Origin of the sequence: Aureimonas sp. AU4 (assembly GCF_001463765.1) — a bacterium.
Lineage (GTDB): Bacteria > Pseudomonadota > Alphaproteobacteria > Rhizobiales > Rhizobiaceae > Aureimonas.
Window position 1 is genome coordinate 1 of record NZ_BBWK01000055.1, and the last position, 25,712, is coordinate 25,712.

22 protein-coding genes are annotated in these 25,712 nt (G+C 69.0%); 7 read left to right on the plus strand and 15 right to left on the minus strand.

Annotation, left to right across the window (positions count from 1 at the left end; all coding sequences use genetic code 11):
* The first annotated feature begins 419 nt into the window (after positions 1-419).
* Complete coding sequence (locus AUL35_RS16020) at positions 420-2,348, plus strand: M23 family metallopeptidase (RefSeq protein WP_062016534.1); 1,929 nt, start codon at positions 420-422, stop codon at positions 2,346-2,348.
* A gap of 42 nt (positions 2,349-2,390) precedes the next feature.
* Here the strand turns inward: AUL35_RS16020 and mgrA are convergent, their stop codons facing one another.
* The 4 genes from mgrA to AUL35_RS16040 all read right to left on the minus strand — a co-directional run bounded on the left by mgrA (position 2,391) and on the right by AUL35_RS16040 (position 6,819).
* On the minus strand, positions 2,391-3,425 hold the full coding sequence (gene mgrA, locus AUL35_RS16025; RefSeq protein WP_062016536.1) for an L-glyceraldehyde 3-phosphate reductase: 1,035 nt from the start codon (positions 3,423-3,425) through the stop codon (positions 2,391-2,393).
* 97 nt (positions 3,426-3,522) lie between these two features.
* Entirely contained in the window at positions 3,523-4,470 is a 948-nt protein-coding gene (locus AUL35_RS16030) for an extensin family protein (protein ID WP_062016538.1), read from the minus strand.
* Between the two features lie 4 nt (positions 4,471-4,474).
* On the minus strand, positions 4,475-5,836 hold the full coding sequence (locus tag AUL35_RS16035; protein ID WP_062016540.1) for a L,D-transpeptidase: 1,362 nt from the start codon (positions 5,834-5,836) through the stop codon (positions 4,475-4,477).
* Between the two features lie 137 nt (positions 5,837-5,973).
* The gene (locus AUL35_RS16040; RefSeq protein WP_062016542.1) at positions 5,974-6,819 is read right to left on the minus strand and encodes an aldo/keto reductase; all 846 of its coding nucleotides are present in this window, start codon (positions 6,817-6,819) and stop codon (positions 5,974-5,976) included.
* Positions 6,820-6,945: 126 nt separating this feature from the next.
* Here AUL35_RS16040 and AUL35_RS16045 point away from each other — a divergent pair, with 126 nt between their 5' ends.
* Positions 6,946-7,329, plus strand: coding sequence for a PRC-barrel domain-containing protein (locus AUL35_RS16045; protein ID WP_244493801.1), 384 nt, complete (start codon positions 6,946-6,948; stop codon positions 7,327-7,329).
* Between the two features lie 76 nt (positions 7,330-7,405).
* Here the strand turns inward: AUL35_RS16045 and clpB are convergent, their stop codons facing one another.
* On the minus strand, positions 7,406-10,021 hold the full coding sequence (gene clpB / locus AUL35_RS16050; protein WP_062016544.1) for an ATP-dependent chaperone ClpB: 2,616 nt from the start codon (positions 10,019-10,021) through the stop codon (positions 7,406-7,408).
* A gap of 332 nt (positions 10,022-10,353) precedes the next feature.
* Between clpB and AUL35_RS16055 the strand changes: the two genes are divergently transcribed.
* Together AUL35_RS16055 and AUL35_RS16060 are read left to right on the plus strand one after the other, a co-directional pair.
* Positions 10,354-11,961 carry a methyl-accepting chemotaxis protein gene (locus AUL35_RS16055; protein WP_062016546.1) on the plus strand — a complete coding sequence of 536 codons (1,608 nt, stop codon included), beginning with the start codon at positions 10,354-10,356 and terminating at the stop codon, positions 11,959-11,961.
* Positions 11,962-12,285: 324 nt separating this feature from the next.
* Positions 12,286-13,911 (plus strand): methyl-accepting chemotaxis protein, encoded by a 1,626-nt coding sequence (locus tag AUL35_RS16060; protein WP_156418035.1) that lies wholly within the window; start codon positions 12,286-12,288, stop codon positions 13,909-13,911.
* Between the two features lie 91 nt (positions 13,912-14,002).
* On the opposite strand, the gene AUL35_RS16065 is transcribed toward AUL35_RS16060, so the two are convergent.
* From AUL35_RS16065 to AUL35_RS16090, 5 genes are all read right to left on the minus strand, one after another.
* Positions 14,003-15,262 carry a DUF4167 domain-containing protein gene (locus tag AUL35_RS16065; RefSeq protein WP_244493802.1) on the minus strand — a complete coding sequence of 420 codons (1,260 nt, stop codon included), beginning with the start codon at positions 15,260-15,262 and terminating at the stop codon, positions 14,003-14,005.
* 324 nt (positions 15,263-15,586) lie between these two features.
* Positions 15,587-16,498: a peptide chain release factor N(5)-glutamine methyltransferase gene (prmC, locus tag AUL35_RS16070; protein ID WP_082666382.1), complete on the minus strand. Its 912-nt coding sequence runs from the start codon at positions 16,496-16,498 to the stop codon at positions 15,587-15,589.
* Positions 16,495-17,574 carry a peptide chain release factor 1 gene (prfA, locus tag AUL35_RS16080; protein ID WP_062016556.1) on the minus strand — a complete coding sequence of 360 codons (1,080 nt, stop codon included), beginning with the start codon at positions 17,572-17,574 and terminating at the stop codon, positions 16,495-16,497. The genes prmC and prfA overlap by 4 nt, the downstream gene beginning before the upstream one ends.
* Positions 17,575-17,625: 51 nt before the next feature.
* Entirely contained in the window at positions 17,626-19,893 is a 2,268-nt protein-coding gene (ptsP, locus tag AUL35_RS16085; RefSeq protein WP_062016558.1) for a phosphoenolpyruvate--protein phosphotransferase, read from the minus strand.
* A 91-nt stretch (positions 19,894-19,984) separates the two neighbouring features.
* Positions 19,985-21,238: an aspartate kinase gene (locus AUL35_RS16090; protein WP_062016560.1), complete on the minus strand. Its 1,254-nt coding sequence runs from the start codon at positions 21,236-21,238 to the stop codon at positions 19,985-19,987.
* A 243-nt stretch (positions 21,239-21,481) separates the two neighbouring features.
* Here AUL35_RS16090 and ubiG point away from each other — a divergent pair, with 243 nt between their 5' ends.
* The 3 genes from ubiG to AUL35_RS16105 all read left to right on the plus strand — a co-directional run bounded on the left by ubiG (position 21,482) and on the right by AUL35_RS16105 (position 23,421).
* Entirely contained in the window at positions 21,482-22,243 is a 762-nt protein-coding gene (gene ubiG / locus AUL35_RS16095; protein ID WP_062016562.1) for a bifunctional 2-polyprenyl-6-hydroxyphenol methylase/3-demethylubiquinol 3-O-methyltransferase UbiG, read from the plus strand.
* A gap of 114 nt (positions 22,244-22,357) precedes the next feature.
* A complete protein-coding gene (locus AUL35_RS16100) occupies positions 22,358-22,834 on the plus strand; it encodes a hypothetical protein (RefSeq protein ID WP_062016563.1) in 477 nt (158 codons plus the stop codon).
* A 104-nt stretch (positions 22,835-22,938) separates the two neighbouring features.
* Positions 22,939-23,421, plus strand: coding sequence for a Dps family protein (locus AUL35_RS16105; protein ID WP_062016565.1), 483 nt, complete (start codon positions 22,939-22,941; stop codon positions 23,419-23,421).
* Between the two features lie 63 nt (positions 23,422-23,484).
* Here the strand turns inward: AUL35_RS16105 and AUL35_RS16110 are convergent, their stop codons facing one another.
* Genes AUL35_RS16110 through grxC form a run of 5 tightly spaced genes read right to left on the minus strand, consistent with a single transcriptional unit; the run spans position 23,485 to position 25,663 of the window.
* The gene (locus AUL35_RS16110; protein ID WP_062016567.1) at positions 23,485-23,769 is read right to left on the minus strand and encodes a DUF1289 domain-containing protein; all 285 of its coding nucleotides are present in this window, start codon (positions 23,767-23,769) and stop codon (positions 23,485-23,487) included.
* The gene (locus AUL35_RS16115) at positions 23,766-24,065 is read right to left on the minus strand and encodes a DUF1289 domain-containing protein (protein ID WP_062016569.1); all 300 of its coding nucleotides are present in this window, start codon (positions 24,063-24,065) and stop codon (positions 23,766-23,768) included. The genes AUL35_RS16110 and AUL35_RS16115 overlap by 4 nt, the downstream gene beginning before the upstream one ends.
* A 27-nt stretch (positions 24,066-24,092) precedes the next feature.
* Positions 24,093-24,542 carry a DUF1178 family protein gene (locus tag AUL35_RS16120; RefSeq protein WP_062016570.1) on the minus strand — a complete coding sequence of 150 codons (450 nt, stop codon included), beginning with the start codon at positions 24,540-24,542 and terminating at the stop codon, positions 24,093-24,095.
* The gene (locus AUL35_RS16125) at positions 24,539-25,393 is read right to left on the minus strand and encodes a carbon-nitrogen hydrolase family protein (RefSeq protein ID WP_062016572.1); all 855 of its coding nucleotides are present in this window, start codon (positions 25,391-25,393) and stop codon (positions 24,539-24,541) included. Before AUL35_RS16125 ends, AUL35_RS16120 begins: the two co-directional genes overlap by 4 nt.
* 12 nt (positions 25,394-25,405) lie before the next feature.
* Positions 25,406-25,663, minus strand: coding sequence for a glutaredoxin 3 (gene grxC / locus AUL35_RS16130; RefSeq protein WP_062016574.1), 258 nt, complete (start codon positions 25,661-25,663; stop codon positions 25,406-25,408).
* Positions 25,664-25,712: the final 49 nt, after the last annotated feature.

Genomic DNA, 25,712 nt, shown 5'->3' on the forward strand with positions numbered 1-25,712 from the left:
AAAATCGCAAAAAACGTCGCAAACCCGCCCAAGCGTCGGTGTGGGCTGGAAAAACGCGTTTGGCATGAGACGGTCGGTGCCGCGAGAGACGTTGCACCGCGGGACCATGTGGGACGTGCCGATGGCGTTGCGGGCTGCGCATCCCGCGTCCAAACGGCCGACCCTTCGATGCGGCGGCGGTGATCGCGATGTTTCCGGAAAGGTCGCTGGAGAGATCGCGACGCCCCCAGTCCCTGCGACGCCTGTGGGCGGGCCGTGGGCAATGGTTGACATAGCGTGAAGCCATCCGCTCTATCGGTGCTCCCATCTATGCCTGTTGCCGTCCGGTGACAGCCTTTCTTGCTTGTGGCCGGTTGAGGCCGTTCGCCGCCCTTGCGCCGCACTCCGGCGGGAGAGCGGAACAAACGGACAGGATGTGAATGAACCACGAGCGGTACGCCAAACCGGACTTCGGAGATGTGCCCGCGCTCGTCGCTGATCGCCGACGCAAGCCCGACCGGCGTCAGGTTTCGCTGCGATGGCTGGCGGGAACCCTGCTGACGGGCATCACCTCCACGACGATGATGGGCATCGCCCTTTCGGCGGCCTATGATGGCGACCGCGTCTTCGTCTCCCCCGCCCTCGTCGATCCGGTCGCGGCCTTATCCGAGGACCTGACGGAGAAGGGCGAGCGGGTCTTCGCGACGCCCATTCCCATCGACCGCAACCGTTCCACGATCGAGGTCTCGACCATGGTGCGGGAGGGAGGGCGCGACGTCATCCGCTCCTTGCCCTTCGCCTATGCATCGATGCTGCTGGGCGCGCGTCACCCCACGACGCAGAGCTATCCCACGTTCGACGCCATGGATGTGTTCGCGGAAGAGGGAGAGACGACCGAGCCCGCGAACGAGACGCCGCAGATCTACGGCGCCAAGGTCGAAGCCGACGTCGATGTTGCGATGGAGCCCTTCGCCTTCGAGGCCGCCAAGCTCGACGATGCGCCGGACATCGAAGCGCGCGAAGCCGAGGCGCTGGTGCGCGCGGCCTCGCCGCGCCTCGACACGCGCCCGGTTCAGGTCGCCGCGATCGAACCCGTCGACCCTTCGCGCTTCGGCGGCCAGACCATGGCGGATTTCCGGGAATACGTGCCGGGCTCCGCCGTTCGCGTGACGCAGGAGAACGTGTCGCTGTCGCCGGCCGAAGGGGCGACCGAGCGCGCTCCGCGCTACTTCGAGGAGATTGTTCCGTTCCGCGAGACGCGGTCCATCCTGGAAGCTCTCGGCGAGACGGATCACGTCGGCGTCGGGCCGGCGGCGGAAAGCCTCGTCGCCGTGTTGGGTCGTGACACGCTCGATGCCGGGGAAGTGCTGCGCCTGGGGCTCGCGCCCGACCCGGCCGGCTCGCGCATCATCCGCCTGTCGGCCTACCGCGGCACGCAGCATCTGGCGACGGTCGCCGTCACGGACACCGAGCGCTTTGCGGCAGGTCCGGAGCCGGCCCTCAGCCACTCCGTCGCCGAAGCCTTCGACGAGAACGCCACCGAGGCGCCGCTCCGCCAGAATATGCCGACCGTCTATGACGGCATCTATCAGGCCGCCCTCGCCTACGGGCTCGACGACAGGCTGTGCCAGAAGCTCATCCGCATCCTCGCGCCCGACGTCGACTATCAGGCGCGCCTCGATCCGACCGATAGGCTGACCCTCCTCTATTCTATGAAGGAGGGAGCCGACGCCCCGAGCGCCGATTCCCAGATCCTCTTCGTCGAGGCGAAGTTCGGCGATACGACGCGGCGCTACTACCGCTTCCACACCACGGATGACGACCAGACCGACTACTACGACGAGGACGGTCGCAGCGCCCGCCAGTTCCTTCTTCGCAATCCCGTGCCCAAGGGGCGCTTCTCATCGCCCTTCGGGTCTCGTCGCCACCCGATCCTTGGTTATTCCCGCATGCATTGGGGCGTCGACTGGGCCGCTCCACGCGGAACGCCGATCCTGGCCTCGGGTGCCGGCGTCGTGGAGCACGCGGGCTGGACCACGGGCAACGGGCAGCAGACCGTCATCAAGCATGCGAACGGCTACGAGACGAGCTATTCGCATCAGAGCCAGATCGCCAAGGGCGTCGTTCCCGGCGCGCGCGTGCGCCAGGGCCAGATCATCGGCTATGTCGGCTCGACCGGACTCTCCACCGGCAACCACCTCCATTACGAGGTGAGCGTGAACGGAACACGTGTCGATCCGCTGCGCATCCGCCTTCCCAACGGTCGTCAGCTCGGCGGCGAGGTGCTGGACGCCTTCCGGATCGAGCGCCAGCGCATCGACAAGCTTCTTCAGGATGGGATCGACGAGATGCGCGTCGCCGGTCGGTGACGACGCGCATCCTGGTCTTGGCAGTCTAAGCGGCTCGCCCTCTTACGAAGGCTGGATGGCGGACTGCTGGCGCCAGAGGTCGATGCCGCCCTCGGTGGCGTAGCGATCGACCTCCTTCAGTTCGTCGTCGCTGAAGCTGGTATTGGCGAGGGCATCGAGCGAGCTGTCGAGCTGCTCCACCGTGCGCGCGCCGATCAGGGCCGACGTCACCCGCTCGTTCCGCAGCACCCAGGCGATCGCCATCTGCGCGAGCGATTGGCCGCGACGCTGCGCCAGCGCGTTCAGGGCCTGGATGCGCTGAATGTTGTCGGGCGTGACGAGGCGCGAGGAGAAGGAGCCGTTGCGCGCGGCGCGCGAATCCTCGGGAACGCCGTTCAGGTACTTGTTCGAGAGAAGTCCCTGCGCGAGCGGCGAGAAGGCGATGCAGCCGACGCCGAGTTCGGTCAGCGTGTCGAGCAGTCCGTCCTCGGTCCAGCGGTTGAGCATGGAGTAGGAGGGCTGGTGGATGAGGAGCGGCGTGCCGAGCTCGGTCAGGATCGAGTGGGCACGGCGCGTCAGCTCCGGCGAATAGGACGATACGCCGACATAGAGCGCCTTGCCCGAGCGCACGATATGGTCGAGCGCACCCATCGTCTCCTCCAGCGGCGTCCGGGGATCGGGCCGGTGGTGGTAGAAGATGTCGACGTAGTCGAGCCCCATGCGCTTCAGGCTCTGGTCGAGGCTGGCGACGAGGTACTTGCGCGACCCGAAGTTGCCGTAGGGCCCCGGCCACATGTCCCAGCCCGCCTTGGACGAGATGAGAAGCTCGTCGCGATAGGGCCGGAAGTCGAGGTCCATCCAGCGGCCGAAATTCTCTTCGGCCGAGCCGTAGGGTGGGCCGTAGTTGTTGGCGAGATCGAAGTGGTTGACGCCGCGGTCGAAGGCACGGCGCAGGATGGCGCGTCCCGTCTCGAAGACGTCGGTCCCGCCGAAGTTCTGCCAGAGCCCCAGCGAGATCGGGGGCAGATCGATGCCCGACCGCCCGCAGCGGCGATAGGCGACGTCGGTATAGCGTTGGTCGGCGGCGGTATAGGGCAAGCGGTCTCTCCCGAGGCATGAGGGCGGCACGAGCCGCACCGGTCCCTATAGGAGGATCGGCATCCTTACGAAAGCGGGCCGGTCCCGTGGCCGGGCCTCATCGGCAGTAGGTCGCCTCGTTGGTCCGTGCGGCGATGTCGAGATGGAGATGCGTGCCGTGGTCGCTGTCGGTGCCGGGGCCGAGAACGGTGCGGAAGGGTCCGCAGGCCGCGCGGCGGATATCGGCGAGGAAACGGTCCTCGGCGGTTCCCGGCGCCTTCGTCTCGACGCGCAGGACCTTGTCGTCCGACAGCGTGATGGCGCCGATGTCGATCGCGCTGCCGCGCGAATGCTCGGAGATTCGGGACTCGCTTGCCCGCGCGCGGCACTGGTAGGTCGAGATGTCGGACAGCGCGACGACCTTGCGGTCTCCGAGCTCCTTCGCGGCCGCCGGGGCGACGCCGTCCGCGACCCAGATATCGAGCGCAAGTGCCGTGCGGCAGAGGAACTGCGTCTTGCCCGCAAGCTTCACGCCGTTGCTGAACTCGGTCAGCTCGACCGGCTGCAGGACCCCGCAGTCGCCCTCCGAGATCGTCGGGCGCACCTCGAAGCGCGCCCCGCGCGCGTGAAGCTCTCCCTCGCAGGCCTGCGCATCCTCCACGGCCGCGGCCGCCTCGACGCTCTCGCTCGGCGTCACCTCGATCGGCGGCGTCTCCGGCGCGCCGGGCTCGGGGGTCGTGCGCGCCTTCTCCGGCGGAACATAGGCGGGCGAAGGGGCGGCCGGCGCAGCGGCCTGGTCCGGAGCGGGCGCAGGCTCGGGTGCGGAAGGCGGCGGCGACGTGACATCGCCGGGGGCGGGAGGCGAAGCCGGCTCGGGGCGCGCCTCGGGAACGGGCCCGGCTTCCGGCAGTTTCGGCGCGGCCTGCGCCTCCGGTCTAGTCCCCTCCCCCGCGGCGGTCGCCGGCGTATCGGCCGGCGGCGCGCTGGGCACGGCGACACCCTGCGCGAGGGCGCTCACGCTGACGCAGCACAGGAGGGTGGCAAGCGTCCGGCCAAGCCCGCGCATCGACCTACTCCACGAACTCGACGGTCACGCCGGGCGTCACGAGCTTCGCCAGTTCCGTCGCGTCCCAGTTGGTCAGGCGCACGCAGCCGTGGCTGTTGGTCTTTCCGATCTTGGAGGGCTCGGGCGTGCCGTGAATGCCGTAGGTCGGCTTCGACAACGCGATCCAGATCGTGCCGACCGGTCCGTTCGGGCCGGGCGGGATGGTCAGGACCTTGTCGTTCTCGCCCTGCTTGAAGTTGAGCTTCGGGTTGTAGGTATAGTTCGGGTCGAAGGCGATGCGCGCGACCTCGACCGTGCCCGAGGGCGAGGGCGTTGAGGTCGAGCCGATCGAGGAGGGGTAGGCGACCACGAGATGACCCGTCGCATCGTAGGCACGCACCTGCTCGCGACCCTTGTCGGCGATGATGCGGGTCACCTGCGCCCCGGTCACGTTGGTGCCCGTGTTCATGACCTTCAGGATCGTGCCGGGCCGGTTGAAGTCGGCGCCCGGGTTGATCTCCTTCAGGTAGTCCTCGTCCATGTGGAAGCGCTCGGCGAGCATCTCGGTCACGCGCGTGTAGCTCATGGCCGGGAGCAGAGCCTTGTGCCCGTAGTCGTCGGGGATCGAGGCGACGTAGGGCCCGTTCAGGTCCTCGTTGGTGATCTCGTAGCTCATCACCGCCGGCCCGCCGGTCACGTCGAGCTCCTCCAGGAGCGCCTGCGGGTTGGTCGTGTCGATCGTGCGGCCGGTCATCTCCGTATAGGCGGCCACGGCCTTGTCGACATTCGCACCCAGGCGGCCGTCGATCACACCGGGCGAGATGCCGGTGCGGTCGAGGATGACCTGCAGCGCGGCGATCTCGGCCTTGGCGTTCTTGCCGCGGGGACCCGCGACCTTGGGCGCGGGATTGTTCTCGGGGATCGTCGTTCCATCGCGCGTGGCCGGAACCGAGGGCCGATAGCCGCCATCGCCGGGGAAGGGTTCGGTCTCGATCGAGCCGGTCGTGGTCCCGTCCGGGAAGCTGCCGGGCGCCGGTAGGGCCTGACGGGCGACGGGCTGGTCGAACGTGTCTGCACCGTATTGATAGTCGTCGCCCGGAACGCCGTACTCGACGCCCGGCGGAACCTCGCCCCGACGCCCTTCGAGAACGAGCGGGTCCTGTCTGTTGCGCGCGGCGTTGCGGCGCTCGCGCGGGCGCTCCACCGCGATCACGCGCCCGTAGCCGTCCACCGTGACGATGTTGCCGTTGTCGTCGACGAAGCTTTCGGTGCCCGGTCCGTAGTCCTGGTAGTAGGGGTCCACCCCTTGTGCGCCGGCCGGGGTGAAGGGCGCGACGGCGAGCGGCAGCGCCAGGATCAAGCGCTTCCAGATCGTTCCACCAGTCATCGCCTCGCCCCTCCGGTTTCGCGCCTGTCCCGTCAACGCCGAAGGGTGCGACGGGGTCGCGACTCTGCGTCCCATATGGTTACGCATTGGTGAATGAACCTGGCATGAAGATGTCCGGTCGGCTTCCGCTGCGTCGTTCAGATCATCTCGAGCGCGCGCTTTTTCGTCGGCGGCGGGAAGGCGCGGTCGAGCGCCGCGCGGTCTTGCTCATCGAGGCGAAGGTCGCGTGCCGCCGCGTTGTCGTCGAGATGGCGACACGTCGCCGCCTTCGGGATCGACAGGACGTTCGGGCGGATGAGGGAGAAGGCGAGCGCGACCTGGGCCGCCGTCGCGTTGTGGCGGGCTGCGATCTCGCCGAGCGCGGGATGCCGCAGGAGTTCTCCGCCCTGGCCGAGCGGCGAATAGGCTATGGCGACGACACCGTGGCGGTCGAGCCAGGGCAGGAGATCGAATTCCGGCCCCCGGCTGTCGAGGTTGTAGAGGATCTGGTTGGCCGCGCATTGGTCGCCGCCCGGCACGCGCCAAAGCTCCTCCATGTCGTCCACGTCGAAGTTCGACACGCCCCAGCGCCGGATGCGCCCGGTCTCCATCAGGTCGTTCATGCCCGCCACGGTCTCGGCGAGCGGATGGCGGCCCCGCCAGTGCAGGAGATAAAGGTCGAGGCGATCGGTGCCGAGCCGGCTGAGGCTCGCCTCGCAGGCGGCCCGCGTCCCGGCGTGCGAAGCGTTGGAAGGGGCGACCTTGGAGACGAGGAAAACCTCGTCCCGCCGCCCCTCGATCGCGTTCGCGACCACCTCCTCCGATCCTCCGTCGGCATAGATTTCCGCCGTATCGATCACAGTGAGGCCGAGGTCCAGGCCCGCCCGCAGCGCGTCGGCCTCCGTGGCGCGGTTCGAGGAGCGCTCACCCATCATCCACGTGCCCTGCCCGAGGCTCGGCACCTCCGCGCCGTCCCTGAATCGTACCGTAGCTCGATCCGCCATCGCGTCCGCCCGCAACCGTTCCTCGTCGCGGCAAAGCTAAGGGAGCAGGGTCTTTGAGAAAGGGGGAACGGCTGGCGACCCGCGTCGTTTCGTCCGGGAACCCGCAGCAGCAAGGGAGTGGACCGCATGTCTTCCACCATGGGAACCGGACCGGTCGGTGAGGTCGAGGTCGGCGCCGACGCGATCGAGGCGAGCCGGGTCAACGGCACGGCCGTCTACAACACCGAGGGCGATCACCTCGGCCACATCTACGACGTCGTGATCGGCAAGCGCGACGGGCGCGTGAAGTACGCGATCATGAGCTTCGGCGGGTTTCTCGGCATCGGCGAGGAATACCATCCCCTTCCCTGGGAGGTGCTGAAGTACGACGAGCGGCAGGGCGGCTACGTCGTCGGCATCACGATCGACCAGCTTCAGAGCGCGCCACGCTACGGCGCCGATGCAAGGCCGGACTGGGCGACCAGCGACTACGGCCGGCGCGTCAACGACTACTACGGCGTGGCCTACTGACCGCGCTGCCGGAGACGAAGAAGGGGCGGCACCCGCGGTGCCGCCCCTTCGCGCTTTTGGTCGATTGATGCGGACGTCAGGCGGCGACCCGGTCGCCCTCCGCGCCGGTCTTCGAGCCGACCACGAAGAAGCGCAGATGGTCGGTTCCGCCCGACACCTTCACGTGGCTTTCGTCCCGCACGTCGCCGAGCAGGATCTTCTCGGCCAACGGGTCCTGCACCTCGCGCTGGATGACGCGCTTTAGCGGACGCGCCCCGTAGGCCGGATCGTAGCCCTTGTCGGCCAGCCACTCGCGCGCCGAGGGCTCGAGCTCCACGGTGATCTTGCGATCCGTGAGGAGCTTTTCCAGCCGCTCCATCTGGATATCGACGATCGCGCCCATCTCCGAGCGGTGCAGCCGCTGGAAGAGGATGATCTCGTCGACCCGGTTCAGGAATTCCGGCCGGAAGGCCGAACGCACGACGTCCATGACGTTGCCGCGCACGGTCTCGACGTCGGCCCCGTCGGGCAGCGCCGTCAGGTACTCGGCGCCGAGGTTCGAGGTCATCACGATCAGCGTGTTGCGGAAGTCGACCGTGCGCCCCTGCCCGTCCGTCAGCCGCCCGTCGTCGAGCACCTGCAGGAGGACATTGAAGACATCCGGATGCGCCTTTTCGATCTCGTCGAACAGGATCACCTGATAGGGCCGACGCCGCACCGCTTCCGTCAGCGCACCGCCCTCCTCGTAGCCAACATAGCCGGGAGGCGCGCCGATCAGCCGGGCGACGGAGTGCTTCTCCATGTATTCCGACATGTCGATGCGCACCATCGCCGTCTCCTCGTCGAAGAGGAAGCTCGCCAGCGCCTTGGTCAGCTCCGTCTTGCCGACGCCCGTCGGGCCGAGGAAGATGAAGGAGCCGATCGGACGGTTGGGATCCTGCAGCCCGGCGCGCGCGCGGCGCACCGCACGTGAAACGGCCTGAACCGCCTCGCCCTGCCCGACGACCCGCGCCCCGATCACGTCCTCCATGCGCAGGAGCTTCTCGCGCTCGCCCTGCATCATCCGATCCACCGGAATGCCGGTCCAGCGCGAGACGACCTGCGCCACGTGGTCGGCCGTGACGGTCTCCTCGACCATCGACCCGCGATTCTCCACGCTTTCCGCCTCGGCCAGCTCGCGCTCCAGGCGCGGGATCTCACCATAGGCCAGTTCGCCGGCCCGCTGGAACTCGCCCTTGCGCTGGGCGATGGCGAGCTCGTTGCGCGCCTCGTCGAGGCTCTTCTTGAGGTCGGCCGCCTGACCGAGCTTGCGCTTCTCGGCCTGCCAGGAGGTGGTGAGCCGGTCGGACTCCTCCTCGAGGTTGGCAAGCTCCGCCTCCAGGCGCTCCAAACGCGAACGCGCGCCGTCGTCGTTCTCCTTCTTCAGCGCCTCGCGCTCGATCTTCAGCTGCACGACGCGGCGGTCGATCTCGTCGAGCGCCTCGGGCTTGGAATCGACGGCCATGCGCAGGCGCGCGGCGCCCTCGTCCACGAGGTCGATCGCCTTGTCGGGCAGGAAGCGGTCGGTGATGTAGCGGTTCGAGAGCTGCGCGGCAGCGACGAGGGCGGAGTCCGAGATGCGCACCTTGTGGTGCTGCTCGTACTTCTCCTTCAGCCCGCGCAGGATCGAGATCGTATCCTCGACGGTCGGCTCCGACACGAAGACCGGCTGGAACCGGCGTGCAAGCGCGGGGTCCTTCTCGACATGCTTGCGGTACTCGTCGAGCGTGGTCGCGCCGACGCAGTGCAGCTCGCCTCGCGCCAGCGCCGGCTTCAGGAGGTTGGAGGCATCCATCGCCCCGTCCGCCTTGCCCGCGCCGACCAGCGTGTGCATCTCGTCGATGAAGAGGATGATGCCCCCTTCCGCAGCCGTCACCTCGGCGAGAACCGCCTTCAGCCGCTCCTCGAACTCGCCGCGATACTTCGCGCCGGCGATCAGCGCGCCCATGTCGAGCGCCATCAGCTGCTTGTCGCGCAGGGATTCCGGCACGTCGCCGTTGACGAGGCGAAGCGACAGGCCTTCCGCGATCGCCGTCTTGCCGACGCCGGGCTCGCCGATCAGAACCGGGTTGTTCTTAGTCCGGCGCGACAGGACCTGGATCGTGCGGCGGATCTCGTCGTCGCGCCCGATCACCGGGTCGAGACGGCCCTCGCGGGCGTCCTTCGTCAGGTCACGCGCATACTTCTTGAGCGCGTCGTAGCCCTGCTCGGCAGAGGCCGAGTCGGCCGTGCGTCCCTTGCGCAGGCTTTCGATGGCCGTGTTCAGCGTTTGCGGCGTCACGCCGGCGCGGGCAAGGATGTCGGCGGTCTTGGCGCTCTTCTCCAGCGCCAGCGCCAAAAGGAGGCGCTCGACGGTGACGAAGCTGTCGCCCGCCTTCTTGGCGATTTCCTCGGCGGTCGCGAAGACCTTCGCGGTGGGCGCGGCGAGATAGATCTGCCCGTTGCCGCCCGAGACGCGCGGCAGCGCATCTAGCGCGGCCTCGACGCCGAGGCGCACGTCAGCCGAGCGGCCACCCGCGCGGTCGATCAGGCCAGAAGCCAGGCCCTCGTTGTCGTCGACGAGCACCTTCAACAGGTGCTCGGGCAGAAACTGCTGGTGGTCGCGCGAAAGGGCCAGTGTCTGCGCCGCCTGGATGAAGCCGCGCACCCGCTCCGTATAGCGTTCCATATCCATGTCGTGTGTCTCCTTTCGGCGCCCCACCCGCATGGGCGGCATGGGGACCAAAGATTGGGAGTCGGCCGCCGGTCGGCCAGCCGCTGCGCAAGATATGGGAAGCGCCCGCGAGCTGTTGAAGAGGCGCCGTCACGCGTGGACGAGGTCGCTCGCCGGGAGCGCGGAGGACGCTTGTTCGCGGCAGGAAACGTCAACCATGCGGCGGAAAAGGGCGGGACGCCGGGGTCCGACCCGGCTGCCGAGGTGGTGCCGCGACGCGGAATGTTAAGCCAGCCGGGGTTTCATCGCGTCCGTACCCATTTGCCCGAACCGCCCTACCGCGAGAGTTTTCCATGCGTCTGACCATCGGCCGTAAGCTGACGCTCCTTACGACCTTCGCCCTTCTGGTCCTTGCCGGCGTCGCCACCTTCGGGCTCGTGGCGATCCGCGACCAGATGTGGCGCGACCGACAGGCCCTCGTGCAGTCCCAGGTCGACAGCTCGGTCGCGATCGTGAAGGGGCTCCAGGCCCGCGTCCAGGCCGGCACCCTGTCCGCCGGCGATGCCCGGTCGCAGGCCCGCGAGGCGATCCGCTCGATCCGCTACAACGGCAGCGACTACGTCTTCGTCTACGACTCGAAGGGCGTTCGGCAGGTCTACTACAAGGCGGAGGAGGAAGGTCAGAACGTCTGGGAGAAGACCGATCCGACGGGCGTCAAGCTCACGCAGGAGATGATCGCCCGCGCCAAGGACGGCGGCGGCTTCACCCATTACGCGACCACCCGCATCGGCCAGGACGCGCTGGTGCCGAAGATCTCCTACTCGACCTATCTGGCCGACTGGGACTGGATCGTCGCGAGCGGCGTCTACACCGACGACATCGACGCGGCGGTGCGCGAGCGGGTGCTCGCCATGCTGGCCTGCATCGCGGCTGCGGCGCTCCTCATCACGCTCGGCGCATGGTGGACGACGCGCGGCATCGTCCGGCCGCTTCGCCAGGTCGTCGATACCGCGAAGGCGGTGGGAGACGGCGACCTGACGACGGTCGCGGCGGTCTCGAAGCGCAGCGACGAGATCGGCGAACTGCAGCTGGCGATGGCGGAGATGGCGCGCAACCTGCGCAACGTCGTGTCGGAGGTCCGCTCCTCGGCACGCCTCGTCACCTCGGGCGCGCTGGAATCGTCGAGCGCGGCGGTCCAGCTGTCGTCGGGGTCGACCGAACAGGCGGCGGCCTCCGAGGAGGCCTCGGCCGCCGTCGAGCAGATGACGGCGAACGTGCGCCAGAACGCCGACAACGCCTCGCAGACCGAGCGCGTCGCAGCCAAGGCGTCGGAGGCGGCCAACCTGTCCGCCGAGGCGGTGGCAGGCTCGGTGCGCGCCATGAACCAGATCGCCGAGCGCATCACCGTGGTGCAGGAGATCGCGCGCCAGACCGATCTCCTGGCGCTGAACGCCGCGATCGAGGCGGCGCGCGCGGGCTCCCACGGCAAGGGCTTCGCGGTGGTCGCCTCGGAGGTGCGCAAGCTCGCCGAGCGCTCGGCGCAGGCCGCGCAGGAGATCGGCGACCTCTCCGGGGAAACGCTGAAGATCTCGGCCGACGCGGGCCGCCTCTTCGAGACCCTCCTGCCCGACATCCGCCGCACCGCCGAGCTCGTGTCGGAAATCTCGGCGGCCTGCCGCGAGCAGGCCGTGGGCATCGAGCAGATCAACCAGGCCATCGTCCAGCTGGACCAAGTGACCCAGACCAATGCCGGCGCGGCCAACGCCATGTCCGCGACCGCCGAGAACCTGTCCGGCGAGGCCGAGCGCCTCGAAACACAGGCCGGCTTCTTCCGCTTGTCGGACGGCGAAACGAACGGCGGCTCGGCGGCGGACGAGGTTTCGGGCCCCGCGACGCCAGCGCGCACGGACAGTCGTTCCGTCGAGGCCGCCACTTGGACGCGGCAGCGGCGCGCCGCCTGATCGGAACGGTCGGGAGAATTCGGAGGCCCCGGCGGACGCTGTTCGCCGGGGCTTTTCTTTGCTTCGGCTTGGCGGAAGACCGGCGCGTGAAAGGTGCTGAACTCGGCGACCGGTCAGTCACCCGAAGCAAAAGCGCGCCCCGGCATCCGGCGCCATACGGGACGCCTCGGCGGTTGAGAAGAAGCTCCGCACACGCGCCGCAGGAACCGGACCGCGATGACACACGGAATTCTTGAAGTCTCAACCAACCTTGCGAAGCCTTCCTTACGAAGTCTCGGTGTTTCTGGGCGAACCGAAACCCATCCGGGACCAACCGAGGACGGCATGAAACTGCGCATCAGAATTGGCCACAAGATCGCAATGATGGTGGCGCTGTCGATCGTCATCTCGACGGCCGCGATCGCCGCCCAGCTCCTCTCGCTTCGCGACCAGATCTGGAGCGACAGGCGCGAACTCCTGCGATCCGAAGTCGACAGCGCGATGTCGATCGTCACCGAGCTCGACAAGCGCGTGCAGGCCGGCAGCCTCACCCTGGACCAGGCGCAGGAGCAGGCTCGCGTCGCGATCGGCGCCATCCGCTATGGCGCGGCCAACGACTACCTGTTCGGCTACGACTCCAAGGGACTCCGCACGGTCCATCCCAGCGCCGACAAACTGGGACAGAACGCCTGGGACTCGACCGATCCGTTGGGCGTCAAGTCGACGCAGGAGCAGATCCGGCTCGCCAAGGACGGCGGCGGCTACCTGCAATATGCGTCGAACCGCCTGAACCAGGATGCCCTGGTGCCGAAGATGTCCTATTCCCGTTACTTCGCGCCCTGGGACTGGGTGCTCGCGACCGGCGCCTTCGTCGAGGACATCGACGCCGCCGTAGAAGCACGCGTCATGAACGGGCTGGCGTGGCTCGGCGGCATGGTGGCCCTCCTGGCCCTGTCCGGCTGGTTCCTGGCACGCGGTGTCACCAAGCGTCTGAAGGGCTCGGTGGCCTATGCCGAGGCCATCGGCTCGGGCGATCTCACGGGTTCCGTCGCAACGCGGGCGAGCGACGAGATCGCTGACCTCGAGCGCGCCATGAACGCGATGAGTGGCAAGCTCTCCAGCATCATGGCGGAGGTTCGCGCGTCCTCGGCACAGGTTCTCTCGGGCTCGACCCAGTCGGCCACGACCGCCGAGCAACTCTCGTCGGGCTCGACGGAGCAGGCCTCCGCCTCGGAAGAAGCGTCGGCCGCGGTCGAGCAGATGACGGCCAACGTTCGACAGAACGCCGACAACGCCTCGCAGACCGAGCGCGTCGCCAGCAAGGCCGCGGAAGCCGCGGCCCGCTCGGCAGAGGCCGTCGCCAGTTCCGTCCAGGCCATGAACCAGATCGCGCAGAAGATCACCGTGGTGCAGGAGATCGCACGTCAGACCGACCTCCTCGCACTCAACGCCGCGATCGAGGCGGCGCGCGCCGGCTCCCACGGCAAGGGCTTCGCGGTGGTGGCCTCGGAGGTGCGCAAGCTCGCCGAGCGATCCCAGTCGGCCGCCACGGAGATCAGCGAGCTGTCCGGCGAGAGTCTTCAGGTTTCCACCGAGGCCGGCCGTCTCTTCGAGACCTTGCTTCCCGATATCCGCCGCACCGCGGAGCTCGTGGCCGAGATTTCGGCGGCCTGCCGGGAACAGGCCGTGGGCATCGAGCAGATCAACGGCGCGATCGTTCAGCTTGATCAGGTGACGCAGCAGAATGCCAGTGCCGCCAACGAGATGGCGGCGACCGCCGAACAGCTCTCGGTCGAGGCGGGTCGCCTCGAGGAACGCGCCGGCTTCTTCCGGCTGACCGGCGAGCCGTCATGCGAGGGCTCAAACCACGCGGAGGAGAACAGCCGGCAGGAGGCCGCGACGGTGCATTCTCTTGCCGCCCGGAAGTCGGTGGTCGACGCGCGCCCGGAGCCTGTGCGCCTTTCGGCCTGATCGCTCCGTTCCATGACGAAAGAAGGCCCGGCGGGATCGTCCCGCCGGGCCTTCTCTTGTTTCATGGGGCGAACATGTCGCCGCCCTTGGTTCAGCCGTTGGAGGCCAGGAGGAAAGCCGGGAGGTGCCCCTCGCCCTCGCCTTCACCACCCTCGCCCTCGCCCTTCTTCTTGCGCGGGCGACCCGGGCGACGCTTGGCGGGGGCCGCTTCGGCCTCTGGCGCGACGGGCGCGGTCTCGGCCGGCGCGCTCTCGGCAGCCGCGGCCGGCGCCTCGGCACCCGTCTCCCCTCCGGCGCGCTCCCGGCGCGGGCGTCCACGGCGGCGCGGCTCGGCGGAGTCCGCATCGGCCTCGACCGGCGCCGTCACCGGTGCGGCGGCCTCGCCGGGCATGGCCGGCGCGGCAACCGCCTCGGCGACGGTCGGCTCAGGCTGGACGGGGCGCGCCGTCTCGGGCGCGGCGTCGGCCGTCGGGGCATCCTCGCGCTCGCCCTCGGCGGGCCCGCGTCCGAAGCGCTCCTCGAAGCGGCGCTCGCCGCTACGGTCCTGAAGGCGCTGGCGATCACGGCGATTCTCGCGGCGCTGCTCGTGCCGGTTCGCCTCGCCGCCTTCCGTCACCTCGGGCTGCGGGCCGGTGCCGGCGGCCTGAACGCGCTCGCCGCGCTCCTCGCCCCGGTTCTGGCCCTGGTCGCCGCCGGTCTGCCGGTCGGCATGGGCGGGACGCTCGCCGTTGTTCTGGCGGTCGCCGTAGGGCTGACGGTCGTTGCGGTCGCGGTAGGGCCGGTCGTTGCGATCACGCCGATCGCCGCGATCGTTGCGGTCGAAGCGGTTCTGGTCGCGGTTCTGGTTGTCGCGTCCGTTCTGCCCGTCGCGGTTGAAGTCCCGCTGGCCGCCCTCGCGGTTCTGGCCACCCTCGCGCCCGTTGTCGCGATTCTCGCGGAAGGACGGACGGTCCTGGTAGTTCTGACGATCGTTGTAGGGCTGGCGATCGTTGTAGGGCTGGCGCTGGTCGTTCTGGACCGGCGCGGCGAAGTCGCCCCCGCCCTCCTCGCCGTCCATCTCGTCCTCGTCGCCGAAGTCGCGCTCGACCTGGGGCGGCATGTACTGCCCCTGCGCGGCGGCGACGATGCGTCCGTAATGCTCGGCGTGCTGGAGATAGTTCTCCGCCATGATCCGGTCGCCCGAGGCGGCGGCGTCGCGCGCCAGCGTCGTGTACTTGTCGGCGATGTGCTGGGCCGTCCCGCGAATCTTCACGTCGGGACCGTTCGACTCAAACGAGCGCGAAAGCGGGTTGGGGCCCTTGCGTCCGCCGCGGCCGCGCATGCGCTTGTTCTGCTGCTGTCCTGGCCTCATGCTCTTCCTGTCTTCTGGATCTCCGGCCTTCCGCCGGATGGGGCCTTCATGGCGGCAGCGGTCAGGCTGCGCTTTGATCTCCGCCGCGAGCCTGGCCGGAAGGATCCGTTCGATCCGGCTTCCGAACTCGTCGTGGATGATAGTGGTCCGTCGGGCGTTTCCGGTCGCCGTCGCATCGGATTGAAGGCGGAAGGTTCGGCTGCCCTGTCTCGCATATCCTGCGAAACGGTCGGCAGGCCTCGGGCCCGGGAGTCCACTCCCTCGATTTCCGCCCGGTGAGAATGGTGTAGTGAGTTCGAAGCTCCATCACAAGGGGCAGCGGGCTCAACCAATGGTTTCCATGCGGTTTTCCCCGTCTTTGTGGCTTTCGGGTGCCGCTCGGGCGAAGCGCAGGGCGCGCACGATGCCGGAAAGGTCGCGCTCCCGGGCGACGAGCCGGAAGCCGTGAGTCGCAGCGATCCGTGCCACGTCCCCTTCCTGGCCGATTCCGATCTCGAGCAGAAGTTCGCCTGCCGGGCGCAGGACGCGCTCCGCCTCGCCGACGATCGCGCGGTAGGCGACGAGCCCGTCCGCTCCTCCGTCGAGCGCGAGAACCGGGTCGTGCTCGCGCACCTCCCGCGAGAGCCTGGCGAGATCGCCGGTCGGAATGTAGGGCGGGTTCGACACGACGACGTCGAGGCTTCCATCGGCGAACGGCGCGAGGAAGTCGGCGCGCAGCGGCAGAAAGCGCTCCGCGACGCCGGCCTCATGTGCGTTGCGCCCGGCGGTGGCGAGCGCGCCTTCCGAAAGGTCCGTGGCCACGCAGAGCGCTTCGGGATGGAGGGCAAGGAGCGACACGGCGAGGATGCCCGTACCCGTGCCGACGTCCGCGATCAGCGGCTCGGCCGGCCCTTGCGAGAGGGCGCGCGAGGCCAGATGCACGAGCGCCTCGGTGTCGGGGCGCGGCTCCAGCGTTTCGCGCGAGAGATGAAACTCGTGATCGAAAAAGGCGCGCCGGCCGACGATGCGATGCACCGGCTCGCCCGCCAGACGCCGATCGAGCGCGGCGTCCAGGCGCGCGGAGGCGTTCGGGTCGACCGGCTCGCGCTCGCGAAGGAACAGTCCGGTGGCGTCCAGACCGGTCGACCAGCCGACCAGGAGGCGTGCATCGAGATCGGCCTCCGGCAGACCGGCCTCGCGCAGGCGCGCGCGCGCCTGCGCGAGCGCCTCTCCCGTCGTCGCGTGCTCGCTGGTCAGGCCGAGGCTCCCATCGAGGCGAGCCGCGTGGCTTGGTCGTCGGCGACCAGCGCCTCGACGAGTTCGTCCATGTCGCCCTCGATCACGCGGTCGAGCTTGTAGAGGGTGAGGTTGATGCGGTGGTCCGTCACGCGCCCTTGCGGGAAGTTGTAGGTGCGGATGCGCTCCGAACGGTCGCCCGAGCCGATCTGCGCGCGCCGGTCGGCGGAACGCTCGGCATCGGCCTGCGCGCGCTCCATGTCGAACAGGCGGGCGCGCAGAACCTGCATGGCGCGGGCCCGGTTCTGGTGCTGCGACTTCTCGGAGGAGGTCACCACGATGCCGGTCGGCAGGTGGGTGATGCGCACCGCCGAGTCGGTCGTGTTGACGTGCTGGCCGCCCGCGCCCGACGAGCGCATCGTGTCGATCCGGATGTCCTCGGCGCGGATCGCGATGTCGATCTCCTCGGCTTCCGGCAGGACGGCGACGGTCGCGGCCGACGTATGGATGCGTCCCTGCGCTTCCGTTGCGGGAACGCGCTGGACGCGGTGGACGCCCGATTCGAACTTGAGGCGCGAGAAGACGCCGGCCCCCTTCACCGAGGCCACGACCTCGCGATAGCCCCCGACCTCGCCCTCCGAGGCTTCCAGCACCTCGACGCGCCAGCCCCGGCTTTCGGCGTAGCGCTGGTACATGCGAAAGAGGTCGCCCGCAAAGAGACCCGCCTCCGAGCCGCCGGTGCCCGCGCGGATCTCGAGGATCGCACCCTTGGCGTCCGCCGCGTCCTTGGGCAGGAGCAGCACCAGTACCTCGCGCGACAGCGTCTCGAGCTGTTCCTCGAGGTCGGACAACTCGCCCGCCGCCATATCCCGCATCTCGCGGTCGCTGGAGGGATCGGCCAGGATCTCGCGAAGGCCCGCGATCTCGGCTTCCGTCGAATGATAGCGCCGGATCGCGCCCGCGACGTCTTCCAGGGACGAGTATTCGGCTGCGAGCCTCGCGTAGGTTTCGTGATCGGGGCCGGACGCCATCTCCGCGTGGATCTGGTCGGTGCGCCGGAGGATCTCGTTCATCGTGTCGGCGGGAAGAATGGCCATGCGAAACGAAGCTTTCTGCGGAATGCGCGACGGTCTCGGCGGCGGACGCCGCTAGAGCGAGATCGCGTGGCGCTCGGCAAAGTCCTCGAGGACCTGCCGGAAGGTCTGGCGCGGATGACGATCGGCAAGATGCGCCATCACGGTGCGGTGGAGCTCGCCGGCATCGAGGTCCAGAAGCATCGCCTTCACGGGACCGATCGCCGACGACGTCATGGATATGGACCGGAAGCCGAGGCCGATCAACGCCATGGCCGAGATCGGCCGCCCGGCCATCTCGCCGCAGAGCGTGACCGAGACGGAGTTGCGTGCGCCCGCGTCGAGAATGTCCTTCAGCGCGCGCATGAAGGGCGTCGACAGGTCGTCGAACCGCCCCGAGATCTGCGCGTTGCCCCGGTCCACCGCGGAGAAGAACTGGAACAGGTCGTTGGAGCCGATCGATACGAAGTCGACCAGCTGCATCAGCTCGTCCAGCTGATAAAGGAGCGAGGGCACCTCGATCATGGCGCCGAGCTTCAGGCGGCGCGGCATGACGTGGGCGAAGCGCGTCAGGTGCTTGAACTCGCGCGAGATGAGATCGCGCGCCTTTCGAAGCTCGTCGAGGTCGGTGACCATCGGGAACATGACGCGCAGCTCGCGCCCCGCCGCCGCCTTGAGGAGCGCGCGAAGCTGGGTGCGCATGAGGCCCGGCCGGTCGAGAGCAAGACGCAGCGCGCGGTAGCCGAGCGCCGGGTTCTCCTCCGGGCTCTGGTGAAGGTACGGCAGGACCTTGTCGCCGCCGACGTCGAGCGTGCGGAAGGTCACCGGGCGCCCGTCGGCCGCGTCGAGCACGGCCGCGTAGAGCCGCTCCTGCTCGCTCGTCTTGGGCATGGTGGAGGCGATCATGAACTGCAGCTCGGTGCGGAACAGCCCGATGCCGGCCGCGCCCGCCTCGGCCAGCTGCGGCAGGTCCACGAGAAGGCCGGCGTTCATCAGGAGGTCGATGTCCTGGCCGTCGCGCGTGCGGGCCGGCACGTCGCGCAGCGCGCGGTAGCGCTCCTGCCGGCGGGCGCGGAACTGGACGCGATCGGCGAACACGCGCTCGACGTCGGCGGGCGGGCGCAGGTGAACGACCCCCTCCTCGCCGTCGACGATGATGGCGTCGCCCTTCTCCGCCATGGAGACGACGCCCTTGGCCTGGCCGACCACGGGAATGCCGAGGGCGCGGGCGACGATCGAGACGTGGCTGGTCTGCCCGCCCTCCTCGAGGACGAGGCCCCGGATCTGGTCGCGCCGATAGTCGAGAAGGTCGGCCGCGCCCATGGAGCGCGCCACGATGATGGCGTCGCCCGCCGCGTCGGCGCCGATCGGGTCGCCGCCGCGCCCCATCAGTTCGCGAAGGAGACGGTTGGCGAGGTCGTCGAAGTCGTGGAGCCGCTCGCGCAGGAACGGGTCGGTCATGTGCATCATGCGCGCGCGCATGTCGTTCTGCACCTTCTCGACCGAGGCCTCCGCCGTCAGCCCGTTGCGCACGGCTTCCTCAAGCCGGCGCACCCAGCCCCGGTCGTAGGCGAACATGCGATAGGCCTCGAGCACGGCGCGGTGCTCGCCCTCGGCGGCGATGTCGCGGCGCTGCAGCATGTCCTCGATCGAGATGCGAAGGCTCGACACGGCCTTCTCGAGCCGCGCGGTCTCGGCCTCGGCGTCCTCGTTGAAGAGATTGGTGACGACGACGCGAGGCTCGTGCAGCACGACGTAGCCGAGCCCGATGCCGTCGGCGAGCGCCAGCCCGTCGAAGTGGACGGGGCGCGAGAGGTCGAGCACGACGCCGGGGCGCGAGAGGCCGGCAAGGCTCCCGGCCGCGATCATCTCGGCCACCACCATGGCGACCGTCTCCAGCGCCTCGATCTCCTCGTCGCGGTAGACGCGCCGCTCCTTGTTCTGGACGACGAGTACGCCGAGCGTTCGCCCCGCGCGCAGGATCGGCACGCCGAGGAAGCTCTGGAAGATCTCCTCGCCCGTTTCGGGCAGGTAGGTGAAGGCGGGGTGCTTCTGCGCGTCCTGCAGGTTCAGGGCGCGGGCGGTGGCCGCGATCGTGCCCACCAGCCCCTCGCCCAGCCGCAGCTGCGCCAGATGCACCGAGCCGGGGTTCAGGCCCTGCGTCGCGTAGAGCTCGAGCACGCCGTCCGCCCGCAGCACGTAGAGCGAGCAGACCTCGGCCACCATGTTGGCGGCGATCTGGCGAACGATCTCGTCAAGCCGGGCCTGGGGCTCCAGCGGCTCGGCCATCAGTTCCCTGATCCGACGCATGAGAATGCGCGGTCCCGATGAGTCGCTTCGCATCAGAGACGTCCCGCCGCGAAAAGATGTGCCCCGGAAGAACTCCGGGGCAGGCATGGAAGCGGCGGGCGCCCCCGCGCCCGCCCCCTTGCCCTCAAGCTTTGTCGAGACCGTAGACGGAATGCAAGCTCCGCACGGCGAGTTCGGTGTACTCGGCGTCGATCAGGATCGAGATCTTGATCTCGGAGGTGGTGATGGCGCGGATGTTGATGCCGCGCGCGGCGAGCGCCTTGAAGGCGGTGGCGGCGACGCCCGTGTGCGAGCGCATGCCGACCCCGATCACCGAGACCTTGGCGAGGCCCTGCTCAGCCTGCACCACGTCGAAGCCCATCTCGTCCTTGGCGGCCTCGAGCACGCCCGTGGCCTTACGCAGGTCGCCCACCGGCACCGTGAAGGTCATGTCGGTGCGCGTGCCGTCCTCGGAGATGTTCTGGACGATCATGTCGACGTTGACGCCGGCATCCGCCAGCGGCCCGAAGATGGCGCCCGCCACGCCCGGGCGGTCGGCGACGCGGCGCAGCGAGATCTGCGCCTCGTCCTTGGCGTAGGCGATGCCGGTGACGACCTGCTGTTCCACGATTTCATCCTCGTCGCAAATGAGTGTGCCCGGCGGGTTCAGGAAGTCGCCCATGCCCGGCGCGTCGGGGTCCTCAAAGGAGGAGCGCACGAAGGTGCGCACCTTGTGGACCATGGCGAGCTCGACCGAGCGAACCTGGAGGACCTTGGCGCCGAGCGAGGCCATCTCCAGCATCTCCTCGAAGGCGATGCGGTTCATGCGCCGAGCCTTGGGCTCGATGCGCGGGTCGGTGGTGTAGACGCCGTCGACATCCGTGTAGATGTCGCAGCGGTCGGCCTTGAGGGCCGCGGCCACGGCCACGGCCGATGTGTCGGAGCCGCCGCGCCCGAGGGTCGCGATGCGGTTGTCGGGCGCGATGCCCTGGAAGCCCGCGATCACGGCGACCTGCCCGTCGCCGAAGCGGCGCACGAGTTCCGAGCCCTCGATCTCCTGGATGCGCGCCGCCCCGTGCTGACCGTCGGTGCGAATCGGGATCTGCCAGCCGGCCCAGGACCGGGCGTTGATGCCCATGCCCTGGAGCGTGATGGCGAGAAGCCCCGCCGTCACCTGCTCGCCGCTCGCCACGACGGCGTCGTACTCGCGCGCGTCGTGCAGGGGCGAGGCCTCCGTGCACCAGGCGACGAGCTCGTTGGTCTTGCCCGACATGGCCGACACGACGACCGCCACCTGATGGCCGGCGTCGACCTCGCGCTTCACGTGCCGCGCGACGTTCCGGATGCGGTTGATGTCGGCAACGGAGGTGCCACCGAATTTCAAAACGAGACGCGCCATTCGGATCCAGCCTGCCGGGGCCGCGGGAGACGGCCACCCATAATTCGTCGACGCCGCGCGGATCCGGTCCGCTCGTGGCAAAGCCTGGAATGTTCCGGAGGATGCCCGCAGCGGGCGCGCCGAGTTAACGGAACGGGGCGGGTTGCGCAAGGCAAAGGGTCGCGCGGCTTGACTTGAAGGGCGCGCTTCAAACATGCCGCCTTCACCGCCCTTTGCGGGCACGAGCTTTCAGGGAAGACGACCATGACCTCAGCGGCAGAGCGCACGACGGTGGACGCCGGCGAGGTGGACCGCTTCTCCCGGCTGGCCGCCGAGTGGTGGAACCCGACCGGCAAGTTCAAGCCGCTCCACAAGTTCAACCCGGTCCGCCTCGCCTACATTCGCGAGCAGGTTTCGCTGAACTACGGCTGCGACATGCGCTCGCTCGAGCCCTTCCGGGGCCTGCGCATCCTCGACATCGGCTGCGGCGGGGGCCTGATCGCCGAGCCGCTTGCCCGGCTCGGGGCCGAGGTCGTGGGCGTCGACGCCGCCGCCACCAATATCGAGGTCGCCAGGCTCCACGCCGAGCAGAGCGGCGTTCCGGTGGACTACCGGGCCGAGACCGCCGAGGCGCTGGACCGGGCCGGCGAGCGCTTCGACGTCGTGCTGGCGCTCGAGGTGGTCGAGCACGTCTCCGACGTCGATCTCTTCCTGCGCTCGGCCGCGCGCATGGTGAAGCACGGCGGGCTCCTGCTCGTCGCCACGATCAACCGCACGCGCAAGGCCCAGCTCCTCGCGATCTTCGGCGCCGAGGTGGTGTTGCGCTGGCTGCCGCGCGGAACCCACGAGTACGACAAGCTCGTTCGCCCCGAGGAGATCGCGGCGCCGGTCACGCACGAGGGGCTGGAGGAGCTGGAGCGCCGGGGCGTCGTCTACCATCCGCTCGCCGACGAATGGCGCCTCTCTCGCGACACGGACGTCAACTACATGATGCTGTTCCGGCGCACCGGGAGCACGGCCGTCTGAGCGATGCCCCTTCCGGCCGCCGCCGCGGCCTGATAGGGAATGCTTCAGAACGCAGTCATGTTTTGTCGGCCTCGTCGCCCCGAGGCGTCGCGGCCGGCAACCCGAGGATCAGGCATGCCGGCATCCCCAGCGATTCGTCTTCAGCACGAGACCTCCCAGGTCCTGCCCTTTCCCCGCTCCTGTCCGACGGCGGGACGGCTCGCCGCCTCCCAGCAGCTGACCGGGCGCCAGCGCATCGACCTCGACCGCCTGCGCTGGCTCGCGATGCGCGCGCAGCTTCGCCCCAAGCCCGACTTCGAGGCGGCCTGCTACGTCCTGGCCGGCGACCCGGCGGCCTCGCTGGAGCGCACGACCACCGCCTTCTTTCGCGGCCTGTGCGACAACGCTTCTTCCGAGATGACGATCTACCGGCCTGGCGCGCGCACGGCGAGCGACGACGAGCTGTGGCTCCTGCGCCTGATCGAGAGCTGGCGCGCGGGCGAGGAGCGGCTGGCGGCGGCCCTCGTGTCCTGGCGCGTGCGGCCGCAGGCGCGGCGCTGGATGCGCTTCCTGTCGGCGCGCATCGCGGCGGCGCTGGAGGAAACAGTTTAGAAGCGTTCTAAACTCTTGAACTCGCCGCTCTTCGCGGCTAGTTTGGAATCACTCTAAACAAGGGTGCGTGCGTCGCGCGCCCGCCATCCGGGAAGGGAAAAGCCATGGGACTGGTAGCCGCGAAGATCGAGCCGACCGCCAAGGAGGAGATCGTCAACGGTCTGACCCAGGCGCTGGCCGAGACCACCGTCGAGACCATGAAGGCCCAGAACTTCCACTGGAACGTGACCGGCATGAGCTTCGGCTCGCTGCACGAGCTGTTCCAGGAGATCTACGAGGACCATTTCGAGGCGCAGGATTTCCTCGCCGAGCGCATCAAGGCCTTCGACGCCCATGCGGAAGGCCGCTACTCGCTGTTCCTCGAGCGCTCGGCGGTCGAGGAGCATGACGGCCGCACGGACGCCAAGACGATGGTCGAAGTCCTCATGAAGGACCAGGAGACGCTCTCCTCGACCCTCTCTTCGCTCGCGCAGGTCGCCGAGCAGCACGGCGACTGGGCGACCAACGACATGGCCACCAACCGCATCGAGAAGCACGACAAGTTCGCCTGGATGCTGCGCGCCCACCTGAAGTCGACCGCTAGCTGAGCCCTCGACCCGTTACATGAAAAAAGGCCCGCCGGAGCGATCCGGCGGGCCTTTTTCGTTCGATCAGTCGGCGTCCGCCGTCTCGTCGAGCGGACAAGGCACGCCCTCGCGCTCGCACTTGCGGCGGTAGCTGATCGCCCAGAAGGCCGGGTTCTTGTGCTCGGAGCGCAGCCGCTCGAACAGCGTCTCGAAGAAGCGGCGCTTGGCCTCGCCGCTGCCGGAGCGCGGAAACGAGTCCTTCTCGGCCTTGGTCATCATGCAGCCGACGCAGCGCCCGGCGCGCTTGTACTTGCAGACGTCGACGCAGGGGCTCGGCGCCTGCGCCCAGACCTCGTCGGGAACGCTCATGCCGCTTCCTTCCGCGCCTGCCGCCCGACCTCCATCTTGTCCTTGTCGAGGACGCACGGGCGCTCCTTGCGTTCGCACCGCCGGCGATACATGCGCGTCCAGTAGTCGAGCCGGCCCCGCTCCTCCAGCCGCTCGATCAGCACGAGAAAGAAGGCGCGCTTCTCTTCCTTGCCGTCGAGCCGTTTGAAGCGCTTCTTCTCGTCCTTCGTCATCGTGCAGCCGATGCAGTGTCCACGGTCCCGGAACTTGCACACGTCGATGCAGGGACTGGGGGCCTTCGCCCAGGTCTTCGCCATCCCGAACCCTTCAGCTCGCGTCTTCGCTCAATTCGCGTCTTCGGGAAGCGGGGGAAGCGGCATCGCGGTGATGCCCTCGTCCAGCAGCGAACGGACCTCCTCGCCCGAGGCCTCGCCATAGATGCGCCGCTCCTCGACATCGCCGTAATGGATGCGCCGCGCCTCCTCCGCAAAGCCCCGTCCGACATAATCGGCCTCGGCGCGGACCTTCCGTGCGAGTTCCTGCATCCGTCGCATCGCCTCGAGAAGTTCGGGCGGCGCCCCGTTGGCATGGGGCCCGACCGGGGCGGCGGGTCCGTCGCGGTCGGCCCGCTGCGCGACGGCAGGGCGCATCAGCGCCTTGCCGACCTTGGCCGAGCCGCACACGGGGCACGACAGGAGGTCGCGCGCGGCCTGCCGGTCGAAGTCCTCGTTAGAGCGGAACCAGCCTTCGAACTCGTGCCCGCCCTCGGTGCAGCGAAGGGCGAAACGGATCACGGCACACCCTCCACCGCCGGTTCCGCGAACGGGCGCCGGTTGCGAAGGTTCGGAATCTTGGCCCGCACCGAGGCGACCAGCGCGGTGTCGATCTCGGCCACGGCCACGCCCGGCTCGTCGCCCTTCACCTCGGCGAGGATCCGGCCCCATGGGTCGATCACGATGGAATGGCCGAAGGTCTCGCGTCCGTCCTCGTGGCGTCCTCCTTGCGCGGCGGCGACCACGAAGCTGTTGTTCTCGATCGCCCTCGCCCGCAGGAGGATGTGCCAGTGCGCCTCGCCGGTCTGGCGCGTGAAGGCGGCCGGCGCCGTCAGCACCTCGGCGCCCGCCAGAGCCTGGGCGCGGAAGAGCTCGGGAAAGCGCATGTCGTAGCACACCGCCAGCCCGAGGCGGGCGGTTCCCTCGCCCGCCGGCACGTCGGCAAGACCTGCGCGCTCGCCCGGCGCATAGGTCGCCGACTCGCGCCAGCTCTCGCCGTTGTCGAGGTCGACGTCGAACATGTGGATCTTGTCGTAGGTCGCGAGCGTCGCGCCGTCCGGTCCGAAGACGAAGGAGCGGTTGGCGGCCATGCCGCCGGGCGCGCGGATCGCCGTCGAGCCCAGATGCAGGACGATGCCGTGCCGCGCGGCCAGCCCGCGCGCCGCCGCGACCACGGGATCGTCCGCCTCGTCCCGCAGCGCGGCCTGGAACACCGAGCGGTCACGCGCCAGAATCCCGGTCATCTCCGGCGTCTGCACGTAGGTCGCGCCCCGGCCGGCGGCTTCGCCGACGAGGCGTTCCATGTCTTGGGCGTTGCGGGCGGGGTCGGGCGTCGAGCGCATCTGGACCACGGCGGCCTTGAAGACGGTCATCGCGGCGTGTCCTCAGGCGGCCAGGAGGGGGTCGAGCCCGCCGGAGCGGTCGAGCGCCACGAGGTCGTCGCAACCCCCGATGTGCCGCGAGCCGATGAAGATCTGCGGAAACGTCGTGCGCCCGTTCGCGCGCGCCAGCATCTCGCCCCGGAAGCTCGGATCGACGCCCGCGTCCTTCTCCTCGAACTCGACGCCCTTGGAGCGCAGGAGCTGCTTGGCGTGGCTGCAGTAGCCGCAGGCGGGGCGCGTGTAGATGACGACGGGGGGCATGGGCTGTCTCGCGGCGGGAAAACGGTGGCACACGATATGCGATCAGGAG

Bases quoted from the DNA above. Each gene is read 5' to 3' on its own strand.
- AUL35_RS16020 (WP_062016534.1), top strand. From the start codon at position 420: ATGAACCACGAGCGGTACGCCAAACCGGACTTCGGAGATGTGCCCGCG.
- AUL35_RS16030 (WP_062016538.1), bottom strand. From the start codon at position 4,470: ATGCGCGGGCTTGGCCGGACGCTTGCCACCCTCCTGTGCTGCGTCAGC.
- AUL35_RS16035 (WP_062016540.1), bottom strand. From the start codon at position 5,836: ATGACTGGTGGAACGATCTGGAAGCGCTTGATCCTGGCGCTGCCGCTC.
- AUL35_RS16040 (WP_062016542.1), bottom strand. From the start codon at position 6,819: ATGGCGGATCGAGCTACGGTACGATTCAGGGACGGCGCGGAGGTGCCG.
- AUL35_RS16045 (WP_244493801.1), top strand. From the start codon at position 6,946: ATGTCTTCCACCATGGGAACCGGACCGGTCGGTGAGGTCGAGGTCGGC.
- clpB (WP_062016544.1), bottom strand. From the start codon at position 10,021: ATGGATATGGAACGCTATACGGAGCGGGTGCGCGGCTTCATCCAGGCG.
- AUL35_RS16055 (WP_062016546.1), top strand. From the start codon at position 10,354: ATGCGTCTGACCATCGGCCGTAAGCTGACGCTCCTTACGACCTTCGCC.
- AUL35_RS16060 (WP_156418035.1), top strand. From the start codon at position 12,286: ATGAAACTGCGCATCAGAATTGGCCACAAGATCGCAATGATGGTGGCG.
- AUL35_RS16065 (WP_244493802.1), bottom strand. From the start codon at position 15,262: ATGAGGCCAGGACAGCAGCAGAACAAGCGCATGCGCGGCCGCGGCGGA.
- prfA (WP_062016556.1), bottom strand. From the start codon at position 17,574: ATGGCCATTCTTCCCGCCGACACGATGAACGAGATCCTCCGGCGCACC.
- ptsP (WP_062016558.1), bottom strand. From the start codon at position 19,893: ATGCGAAGCGACTCATCGGGACCGCGCATTCTCATGCGTCGGATCAGG.
- AUL35_RS16090 (WP_062016560.1), bottom strand. From the start codon at position 21,238: ATGGCGCGTCTCGTTTTGAAATTCGGTGGCACCTCCGTTGCCGACATC.
- ubiG (WP_062016562.1), top strand. From the start codon at position 21,482: ATGACCTCAGCGGCAGAGCGCACGACGGTGGACGCCGGCGAGGTGGAC.
- AUL35_RS16100 (WP_062016563.1), top strand. From the start codon at position 22,358: ATGCCGGCATCCCCAGCGATTCGTCTTCAGCACGAGACCTCCCAGGTC.
- AUL35_RS16105 (WP_062016565.1), top strand. From the start codon at position 22,939: ATGGGACTGGTAGCCGCGAAGATCGAGCCGACCGCCAAGGAGGAGATC.
- AUL35_RS16110 (WP_062016567.1), bottom strand. From the start codon at position 23,769: ATGAGCGTTCCCGACGAGGTCTGGGCGCAGGCGCCGAGCCCCTGCGTC.
- AUL35_RS16115 (WP_062016569.1), bottom strand. From the start codon at position 24,065: ATGGCGAAGACCTGGGCGAAGGCCCCCAGTCCCTGCATCGACGTGTGC.
- AUL35_RS16125 (WP_062016572.1), bottom strand. From the start codon at position 25,393: ATGACCGTCTTCAAGGCCGCCGTGGTCCAGATGCGCTCGACGCCCGAC.
- grxC (WP_062016574.1), bottom strand. From the start codon at position 25,663: ATGCCCCCCGTCGTCATCTACACGCGCCCCGCCTGCGGCTACTGCAGC.